Source organism: Streptomyces canarius (assembly GCF_014650735.1).
Classification (GTDB): Bacteria; Actinomycetota; Actinomycetes; order Streptomycetales; family Streptomycetaceae; genus Streptomyces; species Streptomyces olivaceoviridis.
In genome coordinates this window covers 1-17518 of record NZ_BMVN01000036.1, presented here as the reverse complement: position 1 = coordinate 17518, position 17518 = coordinate 1, and the positions used below count along the sequence as shown (strand labels likewise).

The following is a 17518-nucleotide window of genomic DNA, read 5'->3' as shown; positions in this document are numbered from 1 at the left end:
GGGGACGGTACGCTCGCCCGCCATGAGTGGACGCACCGATTCCGACATCGAGCCCCCGATAACCGAGGAGCCGGAGGGGTACGTCGAGGACGCCCGGCGGGCCCGGTGGACCGCGGCCGGCACCGGAGCGCTCCTGTGCCTCGCGGGACTCGCCGCCTCCCTGCTGCGGCTCACCGGGTCCGCGCCCGCCCGCGTGCCCGCGGCCTACGCCCTCGGCGCCGCCGTCTGCGCGCTCGCGGCGCTGCTCGGCTCCAAGGGCCGTACCCGCAGAGCCCTGTGGCTGCTCATCGTCGGGACGATGGTCATGGCGTTCGGTGACCAGTTCGACTGACATGCCTTCAGCTCGACTGCCCTCCCGACGTGTTCTTTGCAGGATGTCCGGTTTATAAAGGTTTGTTCCCGGCGAAGGATGCACACATCGTCTTCCGGGAGCACGTCGGTGGCAGACCTCGCGCGGTGGTGTGTCAGACACCGCCTGATCGCCGTCCTGCTGTGGCTCCTCGCCTTCGGCGGGGTCACCGCGGGCACCGCCCTGGCCGGTTCGGCGTACTCGAACGACTACGAGGTCCCCGGCACCGAGTCCGGCCGCGCGACCCGGCTGCTCAAGGAGGGCTTCCCGGGGCTGGGCGGGGACAGCGACACCGTCGTCTGGCACACCGTCACCGGCACGGTCCGCGCGCCCGGCGTCGAGCGGACCATGGCGGGCACCCTGCGCCGGATCGCCGCACTGCCCGGCGTGGCCTCGGTGTCCGGCCCCTACGGCGGCCAGGGCACCCACCGGATCAGCGCCGACGGCCACACGGCCTACGCCACCGTCACCTTCGCACGGCAGGCCGACGACATCGCCGGGGCCGAGGCGCGGGCCGTCGTGCGCACCGCCAAGGCCGCGGCGGACGAGGGGCTTCAGGTGGAGCTGGGCGGTACCGCCATCGGGCTCAGCGAGTCCGCGCGCGGGCACACCGCCGAGGCGGTCGGGGTGCTCGTCGCCGCCGTCGTGCTGTTCCTCGCCTTCGGTTCGCTCGCCGCCTCCCTGCTGCCGATCGCCACCGCGCTGGTCGGCGTCGGCACCGCGTACGCCGGCATCGGGCTGCTCGGACACCTCATGACGGTCGCCGACTTCGCGCCCGTGCTCGGCATGCTGATCGGCCTCGGCGTGGGCATCGACTACGCGCTGTTCATCGTGACCGGGCACCGGCGCGACCTGAAGCGCGGCCTGAGCGTCCCGGAGGCCGCCGCATACGCCGTGGCCACCACCGGGCGCGCGGTCGTCTTCGCGGGTGCGACGGTGTGCATCGCCCTGCTGGGGATGCTGATACTGCGGCTGGGCTTCCTCAACGGGGTCGCCGTGGCCGCCTGTCTGACGGTCGCGCTCACCGTCGCGGCCTCCGTGACGCTGCTGCCCGCCCTGCTGTCGTACCTCGGCCCGCACGCCCTCAGCCGGCGCGAGCGGCGCCGGCTCGCCGAGCACGGGCCGCGCCCGGAACTGCCCACCGGCCTCGCCGCCCGCTGGTCGGCGCTGGTCGAACGCCACCCCCGGCTGCTCGGATCGCTCGCCCTCGCGGTCGTCGCCGTGCTCGCCCTGCCGGCCCTCTCCCTCCGCCTCGGCACCTCCGACCAGGGCAACGACCCCCGCACCTCCACCACCCGCCAGGCCTACGACCTGCTCGCGGAAGGCTTCGGACCCGGCGTGAACGGGCCGCTGACCCTCGTCACACGCGTGGACGGCGGCGACGACAAACTCGCCCTCGACAACCTCGACACCACCCTGCGCGCCACCCCGGGCGTCGCCTCCGTCACCCCGGTCACCTACGCCACCGGCGGGGACATCGCGTACCTCACCGTCGTGCCCGAGTCCGCGCCGCAGTCCCAGGACACCAGCGATCTCGTGGACCGGCTGCGCACCGACGTGCTCCCGCGCGCCGAGCGCGGCACCTCGCTCGCCGTACAGGTGGGCGGCGTCACCGCGGGCTACGACGACTTCGCGGAAGTGATCGTCGGCAAACTGCCGCTGTTCGTCGGCGCGGTCGTCGGGTTCGGCTGCCTCCTGCTGCTCGTCGCCTTCCGCTCGCTGGGCATCCCCCTGAAGGCCGCCGCCATGAACGTCGCCGCCGTCGCCGCCGCGTTCGGCATCGTCGTCGCCGTCTTCCAGTGGGGCTGGGGCAGCGAACCGCTCGGCCTCGGCCGCGCGGGCCCCATCGAGCCCTTCCTGCCCGTGATCATGGTCTCGGTGCTCTTCGGGCTCTCCATGGACTACCAGGTCTTCCTGGTCAGCCGGATGTACGAAGAGTGGCTGGACACCGGCGACAACCGGCGCGCCGTCCGCGTGGGCCTCGCCGAGACCACCCGGGTGATCAACTCCGCCGCGGTCATCATGATCTCGGTCTTCCTCGCCTTCGTGCTCAGCGGCGACCGCGTCATCGCCCTGTTCGGCATCGCGCTCGCCTCCGCCGTGGCCATCGACGCCTTCGTCCTGCGTACGCTGCTCGTGCCCGCCCTGATGCATCTGCTCGGCGCCGCCAACTGGTGGCTGCCCGGCTGGCTGGAGCGCCGCCTGCCGCGCCTCGGCATCGAGCCGTCCGGGCGCCGCGCGGCTCAGGACGGGCTCGGCCGGGTCCCGGCGCACGAACCACGGAAGGAAGAACGGCACGATGTACGCGATATCGCTCGGTGACGACGCAGAACTGCGGCCACTGGAGGTCTGGCACGCGCAGGAACTGCTCGCCAACATCGACCGCGGGCGGGAGTTCATCGGCCGGCACATCGGTCTGGCGGACGTGGTGTCCGACCTCGACGGCGCCCGTGGCTGGCTGAAGGCGTACGCCGACAAGCGCGCCGCCGACGCCGGCGGCCTGCACGGCATCTGGCTGGACGGCAGGCTCGTCGGCGGCCTGCTGTTCCGCGTCTGGGACACCCCGGGCGGGGTCTGCGAGGCCGGCTGCTGGCTGGAGCCGGCCGCGGCCGGCCGCGGACTGGTCACGCGCGGGATGCGGGTGCTGCTCGACTGGGCCTTCGAGGAGCGCGGCATGCACCGGGTGGAGTGGCAGGTGTCCTCGGCCAACGAGCCGAGCATCAACGTGGCCCGGCGGCTCGGCATGACGCGTGAGGGCGTGCTCCGGGAGAACTACCGGCACCGCGGCGTGCGCACCAGCACCGAGATCTGGTCGGTGCTCGCGCCCGAGTGGCGTGCGGCACGCGCGCGTACCGCGCACAACGATCATTAAGAGACCTCTCAGACAGCGTCCGTACGGTGCCAGGCATGGCAACGAAGACAGCGGAAGGCGCCACGGGCGGCACTGAGGCCGGCACCGAGGCGCGCAAGGACGACGAGACGACGACGGCAGATCTTGCGGAGGAGCAGGCCGGCGAGGAGCAGGCCGCCGGGGAGCAGGTCCCCGAGGAGGCCGCGGAAGCCGACGGCGGCGAGGCGGGCGATGCGACGGAAGCCGCCGGTGGCAAGGCACCCTCCGGCGTCGGGCAGGGCGCCGGCGCCGTCGTCTCGGCGGCGCTGGGCCTGGTCTCGCTCAGCGGCGGCTGGATCGGCACCGTCGCGTCCGCGCGCGAGCAGCTCGTCGGCCAGCTCCGGACGTCCTCCACCGCGAGCGTCGCCACGCAGATCAAGGAGGTCTACGGCGACGCCTGGCACACCACCGCCCTGTGGGCCGGCCTGTTCGCGCTGGCCGCGCTCATCACCGGCGTGGTCGTGCTGGCCCGGCCCGCGTTCGGCGCGCCCGGCCGCCCGCAGGCCGCGTGGATCAAATCGGTCGCCTGGGCGGGCGTCTCGCTCGGCGTCATCGGACTGCTGCTCGCCGTCCTGAAGTACTCCGACGCCCTGCTCGGCCTGCCCTCGACCGGCTGAGAGGGCGCCGGGAACCCACACCTTGAGGGGCCTTAGGGCGCGCGTGAGCGACTCACCGCCGCCCTAAGGCCCCTTACGCGCGCGTGCGGCCCGCCGGCCGCCCGAAGATGCGGCACTCTCCCGATGTGGCGGACCCGCCTGGGAGACGAGGGTGGAGGCGTCGCGGAAAGCGGCACACGACACATCTCTCCCAACCGTCACTCCCGAAGGACCCGCCATGTACGCCCTCGAACTCCACCGCCTCCGCTCCGCCGAGCTGCGTCGCACGGCCCAGGAGGACCGTCTGGCCCGCGAGGCCGTGCGCTCCCGCCGCGCCGCCCGTCGCGCCGAGCCCGCCGCCGACGGTGCCCCGGCCGCCGAGTCGCATACCGACCGCCCCCGCCGGCACCGGCTGCCACGCATCGCGTGACCCTGCCGTCCGCCGGTGCGGCACCGCCGGCCATCGGTACGACCATCACACAGGGGCTGTGGAAAACCGGTGCCGGGCCGTTCCGGCCCCGTGCGATGCTCGGGCCCGTGGAGAACAGGTCCGTCAGTCCCGTGTTCGTCGGCCGCGCCGACGAGTTGGACACGCTGAACGACGCGCTCGCCCGTGCCGCCGCGGCCGAGCCGCAGGCGCTGCTGCTCGGCGGCGAGGCGGGCGTGGGCAAGACCCGCCTCGTGGAGGAGTTCGCCACCACCGCCGCCCGGCACGGCGCCGTCGTCGCCGTCGGCGGCTGTGTGGAGATCGGCGCGGACGGGCTGCCGTTCGCCCCCTTCTCCGCCGCGCTGCGCGCCCTGCGCGACGTCCTGCCCGAGGAGTTCGCCGCCGCGGCGGCCGGCCAGGAGGAGGAACTGGCCCGGCTGCTGCCCGACCTCGGCGAGGCCGGCGCGGGCCGCCACGACGAACAGGGCACGGCCCGCCTGTTCGAACTCACCGCCCGGCTGCTGGAACGGATCGCCGCCGAGCACACCGTCGTCCTCGTCCTGGAGGACCTGCACTGGGCCGACGCCTCCACCCGCCACCTCCTCGCCTACCTCTTCCGCACCCTGCGCGCCGGCCGCCTCCTCGTCCTGGCCACCTACCGCTCCGACGACATCCACCGCCGCCACCCGATGCGCCCGCTGCTCGCCGAACTCGACCGGCTGCGCACCGTCCGCCGCATCGAACTCGCCCGCTTCACCCGCGAGGAGGCCGGCCGCCAGATCGCGGGCATCCTCGCCGCCGAACCCGACCCCGCCCAGGTGGACGAGATCTACGCACGCTCCGACGGCAACGCCTTCTTCATCGAGGAACTCGCCGTCGCCGCCACGGCGGGCGACTGCACCGGCCTCACCGACTCCCTGCGCGACCTGCTCCTCGTCCGGGTCGAAGCCCTGCCCGAGAGCGCCCAGAAGGTCGCCCGGACCGTCGCCGAGGGCGGTTCCACGGTGGAGTACCGGCTGATCGCCGCCGTGGCCCGGCTCGCCGAGGACGACCTCATCGAGGCGCTGCGGGCCGCCGTCGGCGCCCACATCCTCACCGCCACCCGCACCGGCGACGGCTACCGCTTCCGGCACTCCCTGGTCCGCGAGGCCGTCGCCGACGACCTGCTGCCCGGCGAACGCTCCCGGCTCAACCGGCGCTACGCCGAGGCCCTGGAGGCCGACCCGACGCTGGTCCCGGCCGACGCCCGCGTGATGCGCCTGGCCAGCTACTGGTACCACGCCCACGACCCCGCGAAGGCCCTGCCCGCCGTCCTGTCCGCCGCCGTCGTCGCCCGCCGCAGGCACGCCTACACCGAGCAACTGCGGCTGCTGGAGCGGGCGATGGAGCTGTGGGACAGCGCGCCCGAGGAGATCCGCTCCGCCCTGCGTCCGGTCGACTACGCCGAGGTCTACCCCCCGTGCGGCTGCGACCCGGCCACGACACCGCTGCGCTACCTCGATCTGCTGGCCGAGGCGGCCGTGGCGGGCCGTTTCGGTGGTGAGCGCGAACGCGCCCTGAAGATCACCAAGCGGGCCCTGCGCCTCCTGGAGGAGGAACCGGACCCGCTGCGCGCCGCCTGGTTCTGGGTGCAGCGCTCCCGGCTGGTCCAGGCCATGGCGCGCGGCGACGGCCGGCAGGAACTGGCCACCGCCCAGGACCTGGTGCGCGGACTGCCGCCGTCCGAGGTGCACGCGGAGGTACTGGCGGTCGCCGCCAGCTGGTCCATGCAGCGCCGGCCGGGCCCCGAAGCCCTGGCCGCCGCCGAGCGGGCCGTGGAGTACGCCCACATGGTCGGCGCCCGCGAGACCGAGCTGGACGCCCGCCTCACCCTGGGCGGGCTGACCGCGGAGGCCGGTGCGCCGGAGGCCGGTCTCGCGGAGATGCGGCAGGTGCTGCGGGACACCCGCGCGGAGGGCATGCACCAGGTCGCGGCCCGCGCCTACGTGAACCTGCCGTCCGTGTTGCAGAGCGTCGGCCGGGACCGGGAGGCCGTCCCCCTGCTGCGCGAGGGCATCGAGTTCTGCCGCGCGTACGGGCTGCTGGACTCCGGGGCGTGGATGTGGGGCAACCTGTCCGAGGCGCTGTACTCGCTCGGCCAGTGGCAGGAGGCCGCCGAGGCCGCAGCGCACGCCACCCGGGCCGGCCACGGCGCCATGCCCCGTGGCGCGGGCGCCCTGTCGCGGGCCCGCCTCGCCCTCGCCCGCGGCGACCTCGCCGAGGCTGGCCGGCACCTCGCCGCCGCCCGCGCCTGGTACGGCACCCATGACCCGATGCCCCAGCAGTCCCTGCCCGTGGCCCGCATCGTCCTCGGGGTCGCCGCCGCCGAGGGCCGGATCACCGACGCCCGCGCGGCACTGCTCCCGGCCCTGGACGCCGGCTTCCCGCCCGGCACCCACCGCTATGGCTGGCCGCTGTTGCTGTCCGCCGCCACCGCCGAGGCCGACGCCCGCACCCTGCCCGCCGCCCTGCCCGGCCGCGCCGAGACCCTCGACCGCCTCTCGGCGGCCGTACGGACCCTCACCACCGGCGTCCCGCTCTGGCAGGCATACGGCCAGTGGACCCGCGCCGAACTGCTCCGCGCGGAGGGCCGTGACACCGCCGACACCTGGTCCCCGGTCGTCACCGCCTTCGAGTGCCTGGACCGGCCCTACGCCCTCGCCCGGGTCCGCCACCGCCTCGCCGCGGTGCTGCTGGCCGAGGGCGGCGACGACGAGCGCGAGCGCGCGGTGGAACTGCTCCGGCTGGCCGGGGCGGTCGCCGCCCACCTCGGCGCGCGCCCCCTCGCCGACGCCGTCGCCCGGCTCGCCCAGCGCGCCCGCCTCACCCTGACCGGCGCCGCACGCCGGGCCCCCGCGGACCCGGCCACCGCGCTCGGCCTCACCAGTCGCGAACGGGACGTCCTGCACCTGGTCGCGGCCGGCCGCACCAACCGTCAGATAGCGGCGGAACTGTTCATCTCCCCGAAGACCGCGAGCGTCCACGTCTCCAACATCCTCGGCAAGCTCGGCGTCTCGGGCCGGGGCGAGGCGGCGGCGGTGGCCCACCGGATGGGGCTGTTCGCGGCCGGGACGCTCGCCGCCGAAACGCCGGGCTGAGACCTACGCTGGAGAAAACCGGCAGTGAGGGGGAGCCGTGTTCAACGTGTTCGAGGAACTGTTCGCGCCCGGCCGCAAGCACACCCGGGACGAGCAGAAGCGGCTGGAACTGACCCGCGAGGACGTGGGCGACAACGACCCCGGCCGCGGCCCCATAGACCTGACCTCCGGGAAGGCGGTGATACGCCTTCCGCGGACGGCGCCGGCCGAGCCGGAGCCCGAAGCGCTCACCGAGGACGAGTAGCCGTGCGGCTCGTCGAGGAAGGCGCGCCGCTCACCGCACCCGCAGCTCCAGCACCCGGTCGTCCCCCTTCTTCGGGGTGCCGCGGCCGTCCGTGTTGCTCGTCACCAGCCAGAGCCTGTCGCCGCCGGCCGGGACGACCGTACGGAGGCGGCCGTAGACGCCCGTCAGGAACGCCTGCGGGGCGGCCGAGGCCGACGTGCCGTTCAACGGCACGCGCCACAGGCGCGCGCCCTTCAGGGCCGCCATCCAGATCACGCCGTTCACGTAGGCGATGCCGCTGGGGGAGGCGTCGTCGGTGTGCCACTGGGCCACCGGGTTGTGGAAGCCGGTGCCGGAGGACCTGCCCTCGGCCTGGGGCCAGCCGTAGTTGTCACCGGGCTTGATCGCGTTCAGCTCGTCCCAGGTGTCCTGCCCGAACTCCGAGGCGAACAGCCGCTGTCTGTCGTCCCAGGCCAGGCCCTGGACGTTCCGGTGGCCGTACGAGTACACGGGCGAGTCGGGGAACGGGTTGCCCGGAGCGGGCTCGCCGTCCGGGGTCAGCCGCAGGATCTTGCCGCCCAGCGACTTCCTGTCCTGCGCCAGGCCCTTCTCCCCGCTCTCGCCGGTGCCCGCGTACAGCATGCGGTCGGGGCCGAACGCGATCCGGCCGCCGTTGTGGATGCGGCCCTTGGGGATGCCCTTGAACACCGTGTCGGGAGCGCCCAGTTGCTCACCGGCCGGCTTCCGCTCGTCGTACAGCATGCGGACGATGCGGTTGTCCGAGGCCGAGGTGAAGTAGGCGTAGATCATGTGGTCCGAGGCGAAGTCGGGGGAGAGGGCGATGCCCAGCAGGCCGCCCTCGCCGGCCGGCGAGACCCCGGAGACCGTGCCCAGCTCGGTCGTCCGGCCGGTCTTCTCGTCGATCCGGCTGATCGTGCCCTCGTCCCGGGAGGAGACCAGCAGGCCGCCGCCGGGCAGCGGAGCCAGCCCCCACGGTGTCTTCAGGCCCTCGGCCACCGTGCGCAGCACCTTCACCGAACCCTTCGCCGGAGGGACCGGCGCGGCCGAGGCGGTGCCGTGCCCGGAAGCGGTGGCCCCGGAGGTCGTCGCGCCCGGCGCACCGCTCGGGGCGTCCCCGCCGCCGGAGGAACAGCCGGCGGTCAGCAGGAGGGCGGCCACGGCCAGCCCGGCAGGCACAGCTCTACGTCGCACGATCACGGTTCCCTTCGCCGCGGCGGTCCGGTGGCGCTCCACAGGCGGGCCCGACGGCACGCTCTCCCTCTCAAACACGGGCCGCGCCCCCTCGGGTTCCCGATCCCCGACGACCAACCGCGAAAACCTCGGTCCCGTGCCGCCTCGGGCGGCGGGCCGCCGGACACTCCGATCCCGCGGCTCTCGGGTGTCCGGTGGCGCGAACACTCCGGTCCCGCGGCTCTCGGGTGGCCGGGAACACCTCGGTCCCGGGGCTCCCGGGTGGCCGGCAGCGCGGGCACCTCAGTCCCACGAGCCCTGGGCCGGCGGCAGCGCGGGCACCTCAGTCCCACGAGCCCTGGGCCGGCGGCAGCGCGGGCACCTCAGTCCCACGAGCCCTGGGCCGGCGGCAGCGCGGGCACCTCAGTCCCACGAGCCCTGGGCCGGCGGCAGCTCGGACACCTCCGCCAGGTCCCGCGCGGTCAGCCGCAGCCCGGCGGCCGTCGCGTTCTGCGCGGCCCAGCGCTCCCGCTTGGTGCCCGGCAGCGCGATCACGTGCCGGCCCTGCGCCAGCACCCAGGCCAGGGCCACCTGGGCCGGGGTCATGTCCTCACCGTGCCGGCGGGCTATGCGCCGCAGGCCCGCGACGATCGGCTGGTTGGCCGCCATCATCTCGGCGGTGAACCGGGGGTGCCGGGCGCGTACGTCGTCCGGTTCGAAGCCCTCGCCCGGCGTCAGCGTGCCGGTCAGGAAGCCGTTGCCCAGCGGCATCGCCGCCAGGAAGCCCACACCGCGCGCCTCGCACCACGGCAGCAGCTCCCGGAGCGCCTCCGGCGACCACACCGACAGCTCCGCCTGCACCGCGGTCACCGGGAACACCTGCTGCACCCGCTGCAACTGGCGCAGCGTCGTGTCGTACAGCCCGGCGCCCGGGCGGCGCCCGCCGCGCGCCCCCACCGCGCACAGACCGAGGGCCCGCACCTTCCCGGCCCGCACCAGGTCCGCCATGGCGCCCCAGGTCTCCTCGACGGGTATCTCCGGGTCGGCACGGTGCAGCTGGTACAGGTCGATCACATCGGTCTGGAGCCGCCGCAGCGAGGCGTCGCAGGCCCGCCGCACATAGCCGGGGCGGCCGTTGGCCACGATGTGCTGCTCGCCCACCAGCAGCCCCACCTTCGTGGACACGAAGGCGTCCCGGCGCCGCTCCTTGAGCACCCGCCCCAGCAGCAGCTCATTGGTGAACGGGCCGTACATGTCCGCGGTGTCCAGGAGATCGCAGCCCAGGTCCAGCGCCCGGTGCACCGCTCTGACCGACTCGTCACCCCGCTGCCGCGATCCGCTGTACGCCCAGCTCATCGGCATGCATCCGAGTCCGACGGCCCCCACCGCGAGCGCCCCCGCGCCGATCGTCCTGCGCTCCACCTGCTCGTGAACCTCCCCTAGCCCGGCCCCCAACCTAACCTCTGCGCGCGGACGTGCCTGACATAGCCTCCTGGCATGAGTGCAGACGTGTGGCTTCCCATTCCGCCCGAGGAGATCGAGGGGCTGCCCGAGGGGCCCCGGTACCTGTTCTGGGACGGGGGAGAGGACGGCGCGCAGCCGTACCCCGGCGACCCGGCGGAGTGCGCCGTGTACGTGGTGCCGTACATGAAGCGGCTGTCGGTCCGGGTGGGTCCCCTGGAGCACCTGACGAACGTGCGGCTCATCCAGACGCTCACCGCCGGCGTCGACGACATCACCGGGCAGCTGTCGGTGATCCCGCCGGGCGTGCGGCTGTGCAACGCGCGCGGGGTGCACGAGACGAGCACGGCCGAGCTGGCGCTCACCCTCACCCTCGCCGCGCTGCGCGGCGTCCCCGGCTTCGTCCGCGCCCAGCAACAGGAGCGCTGGGTGGGCGGTTTCCACCCCGCCCTCGCCGACAAGAGCGTGCTGATCGTCGGGTACGGGGCCATCGGTGCCGCCATCGAGGACCGGCTCGTGCCCTTCGAGGTCGCGCGGGTGGCGCGCGTTGCGCGCTCCGGTCGCACAACCGCGCGCGGTCCCGTGCTTCCGATCGCCGAAGTGCTTCCACTGCTTCCACACGCGGATGTCGTGATCCTCTGCACCCCGCTGACGGAGGAGACCCGGGGGCTCGTCGACGCGGACTTCCTCGCCCGGATGAAGGACGGCGCGCTGCTCGTCAACGTCGCGCGCGGGCCCGTCGTGGACACCAAGGCGCTCCTCGCCGAGCTGGAGCGGGGCCGGATCACCGCCGCGCTGGACGTCACCGACCCCGAGCCGCTGCCCCCCGGCCACCCCCTGTGGCAGGCGCCCGGAGTGCTGATCAGCCCGCATGTCGGCGGCCCCTCCTCGGCCTTCCTGCCGCGCGCCGAGAGGCTGCTCGTGGACCAGTTGACCCGGTTCGTGAACCGGCAGCCCCTGCGGAACGTGATCCTTACGACCGGACCCGAAACCAGGGGAGCAAACGGGCTCTAGGCCGCTTCCGGCACCCTCCGCAACCCTTCGGACGCGGCCCGTACCCGTATCACCGCTGGTCGTCACGGAGCGTAGAGAGGCTATGTCCCTGAGTGACGATACTGGTGTATCGTCCCGACAGGGGCTGCGCCGACTGACCACTCGGCGCCGGGGATGGACATTTCAGCTTCGTGAGGGGGGCGACGGGCGATGCACGGCCTATGGACGAACGATCCGACGCGGCGGAGCCGCCGACGGCGACCCTGGCGCACGGCCGCGCGCAGGCGCGGCCACCACACCAGCCACCACAGCCACCAGCAGCGCAGGCACAGCGGCCGTCGCAGGCATGCGCACCCAGCGAACCGGGACCGTCGGGACACGGGAGCGGCGACCACCGGGAGGCCCCGGTGAGCGCCCCGCCCTCCGTGACGACCACCCTCGACGGAGCGGCGCGCGCACCGCACCCGCACGAGGCGCCGCCGCCCCGTCGGCCGTCCATCGGCGACAACACCCGGCTGATGGAACAACTCGTCCTCGCCCTGATCTGCGCGGCCTACGCCGTCGGAGCCGCGTTCGACTGGGGCGCGAGCCAAGTCGCGCTGGTCATGGGCGACTTCGGCCTGAGCGCGGCGGCGGGCGCCGCCGCCGTCTCCTGCTTCCTGTACGCCCGCAGCCGGCGCGTGCGCTTCCGCTCGGCCTGGCTGCTGTTCTCCCTCTCCTCGCTCATGGCCGCGCTGGGCAACGCGGTCTGGGGCTGGTACGAGGTCGTGCTGGACCGCCCCGTGCCCAGCCCCAGCTACGCCGACCTGTTCTTCCTCTGCTTCGCGCCGCCCGCCATCGTCGGCCTGCTGGTCCTCGCCAAGCGGCCGGTGACGAAGGCGGGCTGGATCTGCCTGGGACTGGACGCCTGGCTGATCGGCGGCTCGCTGCTCACCCTCTCCTGGAGCCTCGCCCTCGCCCAGGCGGCCCGGATCGAAGGCTCCAGCGTGGCGCACGCCGCGCTGTCACTGGCGTACCCGCTGCTCGACATCGCGCTCGTCAGCATGGTGCTCGCCCTGCACTTCCGCCGCGCCCCGGGCAACCGTACGGCGGTGAACACCGCGATCGGCGCGCTCGCGCTGACCGTGATGTGCGACGCCCTGTTCACCTCGCCGCTGCTGCACAGCAGCTACCGCTCCGGGCAACTGCTGGACGCGGGCTGGTTCGCCGGTTCGCTGCTGCTCGCCTACGCACCCTGGGCCGCGCCCCGGCGCCGGCACGCGCGGGAGGCACGCGCGGCGGACGGGCACACGCGCGTGGTCCACGAGCACCTGCCGGGCCGGCGGAGCACGGACCGGCACCTGCCGCTGTCCGCACCGGGCGGCGAGCACACCCGGTACCCGTCCGGCAGGCCGCTCACCGGCTCCCTCGCCGCCCTCACCCCGTACCTCGCCGCGGCCGTGTGCACCCTCGGCATCCTGTACAACGTCCTCAACGGCCGCAGGCCCGACCACGTGGTGCTGATCACCGCGGGCGCCGTGGTGCTGGCGCTCGTCATCCGGCAGGGCATCATGCTGCTGGACAACATCACCCTCACCCAGGAACTGGCGCAGAAGGAGAACCACTTCCGCTCGCTGGTGCAGGGCTCCAGCGACGTCATCATGATCGCCGCGCCCAACGGCATCCTCCGGTACGTCTCCCCGGCCGCCGCCGGGGTGTACGGCAGACCGGCGGAGGAACTGGTGGGCACCGAACTCGCCGGGCTCATCCACCCCGAGGACCTGGGCTGTGTGGTGCACGAGGTGCGCCGTTTCCTCGCCGCCAACCCGCTGGAGGAGGCGACCACGCGCATCGAGTGCCGGTTCCGCTCCGGTGACGGCGGCTGGCTCAACGTCGAGTCGACCGTCAACCGGCACCACGGCGGACTGATCTTCAACAGCCGGGACGTGACCGAGAGAGTGCGGTTGCAGGCCCAGTTGCAGCACAACGCCGAGCACGACCCGCTGACCGACCTGCCCAACCGCGCGCTGTTCACCAAGCGGGTGCAGCAGGCCCTGTCCGGCCGCCGGGCCACCGACCGGGGCGCCGCCCTGCGGGGTACGGCCGTGCTCTTCATCGACCTGGACGGCTTCAAGGCCGTCAACGACACGATCGGGCACCAGGCCGGGGACGAACTGCTCATCCAGGCCGCCCGCAGACTCCAGGACGCGGTCCGGCAGGGGGACACCGCGTCCCGGCTGGGCGGCGACGAGTTCGCGGCCCTGATCGTCGGGGACGGCACCCGGGACCGGGCCGCCCGGGAGCGGAACATCGTGGAGCTCGCCGACCGCCTCCGGACGACCCTCTCCCACCCGTACGCCATCGACGGCAACGACGTCCGGGTCAACGCCTCCATCGGCGTCGCCTTCGCCGAACCGGGCCTCGGCGCGGGCGAGCTGCTGCGCAACGCCGACCTGGCGATGTACCGCGCGAAGTCGGCCGGGAAGGGCCGGGTCGAGCTGTACAAGCCGCAGATGCAGCAGGACGTCGTCCGCAAGGCGGAGCTGGCCACGCGGCTGCGCGCCGCGCTGCACGACGGCGAGTTCGCCCTGCTGCACCAGCCCGTGGTGTGCTTGCAGAACGGCCGGATCACGGCGGTCTCCGCGCAGGCGCGCTGGCGCTCATCGCAGGGGGTGCTGTTCACACCGGCCGAGTTCCTGCGGGTGACCGAGGACGGTGACAAGACCGCCGAGCTGGACCGCTGGATCCTGCGGGAGGCCCTGGAGCAGGCGGCCGAGCGGGCCGCGACCGGGGTCGTCGTCCCCGTGGCGGTCCGGATGAGCGCCCGGCGGCTGCTGGACCGCTCGACGCCGCTGGGCTCGGTGGAGGCGCTGCTGACCCGGCACGGGCTGCCGCCCGGGGCGCTGGTCATCGAGTTGTCCGAGACCGATCCCCGTGTCTCCCTGGACGAGCTGGAGCGGCGGCTGACCGCGCTGAGCCGGCTCGGGGTGCGGATCGCGCTGGACGGCTTCGGCAGCGGCTACGCGGCCATCACGGCCCTCCGGAGGCTGCCCGTGGACATCCTCAAGCTCGACCGCGGCCTGGTCGAGGGCGTGGTCGAGTCGGCACGGCTGCACAAGATCACCAGTGGTCTGCTGCGGATCGCCGGTGATCTGGGGCTCCAGTCGCTCGCCGAGGGCGTGGACCTGCCCGAGCAGGTGGTCGCGTTGCGCGCGATGGGCTGCACCCATGGGCAGGGCATGGCGTTCGCCGGTCCGCTGGACGAGTACCGGCTGCGCCGGGCGCTCGGATCCGGCCACTACCCGGTGCCGCACGCCCCGGCCGAACCCGCGTTCGCGGGCAGCGCGAGGGAGCCGGAGAGGGTGTACACAGGGGGTGTACCCGCTGTCTTCGGAGGCGGCAGTGCCCTTCGCTCACATTCTGAGACTCCCGTCCCACCCACTTGACACGTGGTGCGTGCCGGGGGGAGGGTCAGTGCCATGCGCACCCGAATCCTCGTACTTGGACAGCGCGTCGGCTGAGCTGGGACCCACCGGAGGACGATCCGGAATCCCCAGCGACCTCACCGGCGCGCTCCCCTCGCTTGCCTTGCGGCACGAGGGGTTTTTTGTTGCACGAGTGCCTTTCGTGCAGCGCCCGAAATCCGCCCGAACCTCGCAAAAACCCTCAGCATCGAGAAGAGAATGCCGATGACCGAGCAGGCCACCGGGGCCCACCATCCGCAGCCGCGGCCCCGTTCCGGAGGACAGCAGTCCGCCCCCGTCGAGCACGTCACGGGTGCGCAGTCCCTCATCCGCTCCCTTGAGGAGGTCGGCGCGGACACGGTATTCGGCATTCCGGGCGGCACGATCCTGCCGGCGTACGACCCGCTGATGGACTCCACCCGGGTGCGGCACGTCCTGGTCCGGCACGAGCAGGGCGCCGGCCACGCCGCCACCGGTTACGCGCAGGCCACCGGCAAGGTGGGCGTCTGCATGGCCACCTCGGGCCCCGGCGCCACCAACCTGGTCACCCCGATCGCCGACGCCAACATGGACTCCGTGCCGCTGGTCGCGATCACCGGGCAGGTCGTGTCCTCCGCGATCGGCACGGACGCCTTCCAGGAGGCGGACATCGTCGGCATCACCATGCCGATCACCAAGCACAGCTTCCTGGTCACCAAGGGCGAGGACATCCCGCGGGTGATCGCGCAGGCGTTCCACATCGCCTCCACCGGCCGCCCCGGACCGGTCCTGGTCGACATCCCCAAGGACATCCTCCAGAAGAAGACCACCTTCTCCTGGCCGCCCGTCATGGACCTGCCCGGCTACCGCCCGGTGACCAAGCCGCACGCCAAGCAGATCCGCGAGGCCGCCAAGCTGATCACCTCCGCCCGCCGGCCCGTGCTGTACGTCGGCGGCGGCGTCCTCAAGGCGCGCGCCACCGCCGAGCTGAAGGTCCTCGCCGAGCTGACCGGCGCCCCGGTCACCACCACCCTGATGGCGCTCGGCGCGTTCCCCGACAGCCACCCGCAGCACCTGGGCATGCCCGGCATGCACGGCAGCGTCGCCGCCGTCACCGCGCTCCAGAAGGCCGACCTGATCGTGGCCCTCGGCGCCCGCTTCGACGACCGCGTCACCGGCAAGCTGGACAGCTTCGCCCCCTACGCCAAGATCGTCCACGCGGACATCGACCCGGCCGAGATCGGCAAGAACCGCGCCGCCGACGTGCCGATCGTCGGCGACGCCCGCGAGGTCATCGCCGACCTGGTCCAGGCCGTCCAGAAGGAGCACAGCGAGGGCCACAAGGGCGACTACACCGCCTGGTGGAGCGACCTGAACCGGTGGCGCGAGACCTACCCGCTCGGCTACGACCAGCCCGGCGACGGCTCGCTCTCCCCGCAGGCGGTCATCGAGCGCATCGGGCAGCTCGCCCCCGAGGGCACGATCTTCGCGGCGGGCGTCGGCCAGCACCAGATGTGGGCCGCGCACTTCATCCAGTACGACACGCCCGCCACCTGGCTGAACTCCGGCGGCGCCGGGACGATGGGCTACGCGGTCCCGGCCGCGATGGGCGCCAAGGCCGGACAGCCGGGCCGTACCGTCTGGGCGATCGACGGCGACGGCTGCTTCCAGATGACCAATCAGGAGCTGACCACCTGCGCCCTGAACAACATCCCGATCAAGGTCGCCATCATCAACAACGGCGCCCTCGGGATGGTCCGCCAGTGGCAGACCCTCTTCTACAACCAGCGCTACTCCAACACCGTGCTGCACAGCGGGCCCGACGACGTCAACCCGGAGGCCAAGGGCACGCGCGTGCCGGACTTCGTGAAGCTGTCCGAGGCGATGGGCTGCGTGGGCCTGCGCTGCGAGCGCCCGGAGGACCTGGACAAGGTCATCGCGGAGGCCAACTCCATCAACGACCGCCCGGTCGTCGTCGACTTCATCGTCCACGAGGACGCGATGGTCTGGCCGATGGTCGCCGCCGGCACCTCCAACGACGAGATCATGGCCGCCCGGGACGTCCGCCCCGACTTCGGCGACAACGAAGACGACTGAGCGAGGAAGAGCAAGAAGACATGTCCAAGCACACGCTCTCCGTCCTGGTGGAGAACACGCCGGGCATCCTCGCCCGCATCGCCGCCCTGTTCTCCCGGCGCGGATTCAACATCGACTCGCTCGCGGTCGGCGTCACCGAGCACCCCGACATCTCCCGCATCACCATCGTGGTGGGTGTCGAGGACCTGCCGCTGGAGCAGGTGACCAAGCAGCTCAACAAGCTCGTCAACGTGCTGAAGATCGTGGAGCTGGAGCCCGGTCAGGCCGTGCAGCGTGAACTCGTTCTGGTGAAGGTCCGCGCCGACAACGAGACCCGCTCGCAGATCGTGGAGATCGTCCAGCTGTTCCGTGCCAAGACCGTCGACGTCTCCCCGGAGGCCGTGACCATCGAGGCCACCGGTTCCACCGAGAAGCTGTCCGCCATGCTCAAGATGCTGGAGCCGTACGGCATCAAGGAGCTGGTCCAGTCCGGCACGATCGCGATCGGCCGTGGCGCCCGTTCGATCACGGACCGCTCGCTGCGCGCTCTCGACCGGACGGCGTAAGACTGAGAACGGGCGGCCTCGGATCAACGGCCGCCCGTATGCCGAGACCCCCGAACTTCCTTCCCGCCCGCCGTCATACGGTGGGACGCACCACCTGCACACAAGGAGAGAACCAAAAGTGGCCGAGCTGTTCTACGACGCCGACGCCGACCTGTCCATCATCCAGGGCCGCAAGGTCGCGGTCATC

General features: G+C 73.1%; 13 protein-coding genes. 11 read left to right on the top strand and 2 right to left on the bottom strand.

The window, feature by feature from the left end:
* The first annotated feature begins 22 nt into the window (after window positions 1-22).
* The 7 genes from IE294_RS34540 (at window position 23) to IE294_RS34510 (ending at window position 7643) form a co-directional block, all read left to right on the top strand.
* The gene (locus IE294_RS34540) at window positions 23-331 is read left to right on the top strand and encodes a hypothetical protein (RefSeq protein WP_189892752.1); all 309 of its coding nucleotides are present in this window, start codon (window positions 23-25) and stop codon (window positions 329-331) included.
* A 108-nt stretch (window positions 332-439) separates the two neighbouring features.
* Window positions 440-2671, top strand: coding sequence for an MMPL family transporter (locus tag IE294_RS34535; protein ID WP_189892750.1), 2232 nt, complete (start codon window positions 440-442; stop codon window positions 2669-2671).
* The gene (locus IE294_RS34530; protein WP_189892748.1) at window positions 2649-3221 is read left to right on the top strand and encodes a GNAT family N-acetyltransferase; all 573 of its coding nucleotides are present in this window, start codon (window positions 2649-2651) and stop codon (window positions 3219-3221) included. Before IE294_RS34535 ends, IE294_RS34530 begins: the two co-directional genes overlap by 23 nt.
* Before the next feature lie 35 nt (window positions 3222-3256).
* Window positions 3257-3856 carry a hypothetical protein gene (locus IE294_RS34525; protein WP_189892746.1) on the top strand — a complete coding sequence of 200 codons (600 nt, stop codon included), beginning with the start codon at window positions 3257-3259 and terminating at the stop codon, window positions 3854-3856.
* Between the two features lie 217 nt (window positions 3857-4073).
* Window positions 4074-4265: a hypothetical protein gene (locus IE294_RS34520; RefSeq protein WP_189892744.1), complete on the top strand. Its 192-nt coding sequence runs from the start codon at window positions 4074-4076 to the stop codon at window positions 4263-4265.
* A 95-nt stretch (window positions 4266-4360) separates the two neighbouring features.
* Window positions 4361-7399 carry a helix-turn-helix transcriptional regulator gene (locus IE294_RS34515; RefSeq protein WP_189892866.1) on the top strand — a complete coding sequence of 1013 codons (3039 nt, stop codon included), beginning with the start codon at window positions 4361-4363 and terminating at the stop codon, window positions 7397-7399.
* A gap of 37 nt (window positions 7400-7436) precedes the next feature.
* Entirely contained in the window at window positions 7437-7643 is a 207-nt protein-coding gene (locus IE294_RS34510) for a DUF6191 domain-containing protein (RefSeq protein ID WP_189892743.1), read from the top strand.
* 30 nt (window positions 7644-7673) lie between these two features.
* On the opposite strand, the gene IE294_RS34505 is transcribed toward IE294_RS34510, so the two are convergent.
* Both IE294_RS34505 and IE294_RS34500 read right to left on the bottom strand, forming a co-directional pair.
* Complete coding sequence (locus IE294_RS34505) at window positions 7674-8840, bottom strand: PQQ-dependent sugar dehydrogenase (RefSeq protein ID WP_229917594.1); 1167 nt, start codon at window positions 8838-8840, stop codon at window positions 7674-7676.
* A 396-nt stretch (window positions 8841-9236) separates the two neighbouring features.
* On the bottom strand, window positions 9237-10235 hold the full coding sequence (locus IE294_RS34500) for an aldo/keto reductase (RefSeq protein WP_189892741.1): 999 nt from the start codon (window positions 10233-10235) through the stop codon (window positions 9237-9239).
* Between the two features lie 75 nt (window positions 10236-10310).
* Between IE294_RS34500 and IE294_RS34495 the strand changes: the two genes are divergently transcribed.
* The 4 genes from IE294_RS34495 (at window position 10311) to ilvN (ending at window position 17331) form a co-directional block, all read left to right on the top strand.
* Window positions 10311-11288, top strand: coding sequence for a 2-hydroxyacid dehydrogenase (locus IE294_RS34495; RefSeq protein WP_229917592.1), 978 nt, complete (start codon window positions 10311-10313; stop codon window positions 11286-11288).
* A 386-nt stretch (window positions 11289-11674) separates the two neighbouring features.
* A complete protein-coding gene (locus IE294_RS34490) occupies window positions 11675-14692 on the top strand; it encodes a putative bifunctional diguanylate cyclase/phosphodiesterase (protein WP_189892739.1) in 3018 nt (1005 codons plus the stop codon).
* Window positions 14693-14935: 243 nt separating this feature from the next.
* On the top strand, window positions 14936-16786 hold the full coding sequence (locus IE294_RS34485) for an acetolactate synthase large subunit (protein WP_189892737.1): 1851 nt from the start codon (window positions 14936-14938) through the stop codon (window positions 16784-16786).
* Window positions 16787-16806: 20 nt separating this feature from the next.
* Window positions 16807-17331 (top strand): acetolactate synthase small subunit, encoded by a 525-nt coding sequence (ilvN, locus tag IE294_RS34480; RefSeq protein ID WP_014675169.1) that lies wholly within the window; start codon window positions 16807-16809, stop codon window positions 17329-17331.
* Window positions 17332-17518 lie beyond the last annotated feature (187 nt).

Bases quoted from the DNA above. Each gene is read 5' to 3' on its own strand.
- IE294_RS34485 (WP_189892737.1), top strand. From the start codon at position 14,936: ATGACCGAGCAGGCCACCGGGGCCCACCATCCGCAGCCGCGGCCCCGT.
- ilvN (WP_014675169.1), top strand. From the start codon at position 16,807: ATGTCCAAGCACACGCTCTCCGTCCTGGTGGAGAACACGCCGGGCATC.
- IE294_RS34525 (WP_189892746.1), top strand. From the start codon at position 3,257: ATGGCAACGAAGACAGCGGAAGGCGCCACGGGCGGCACTGAGGCCGGC.
- IE294_RS34495 (WP_229917592.1), top strand. From the start codon at position 10,311: ATGAGTGCAGACGTGTGGCTTCCCATTCCGCCCGAGGAGATCGAGGGG.
- IE294_RS34530 (WP_189892748.1), top strand. From the start codon at position 2,649: ATGTACGCGATATCGCTCGGTGACGACGCAGAACTGCGGCCACTGGAG.
- IE294_RS34520 (WP_189892744.1), top strand. From the start codon at position 4,074: ATGTACGCCCTCGAACTCCACCGCCTCCGCTCCGCCGAGCTGCGTCGC.
- IE294_RS34540 (WP_189892752.1), top strand. From the start codon at position 23: ATGAGTGGACGCACCGATTCCGACATCGAGCCCCCGATAACCGAGGAG.
- IE294_RS34515 (WP_189892866.1), top strand. From the start codon at position 4,361: ATGCTCGGGCCCGTGGAGAACAGGTCCGTCAGTCCCGTGTTCGTCGGC.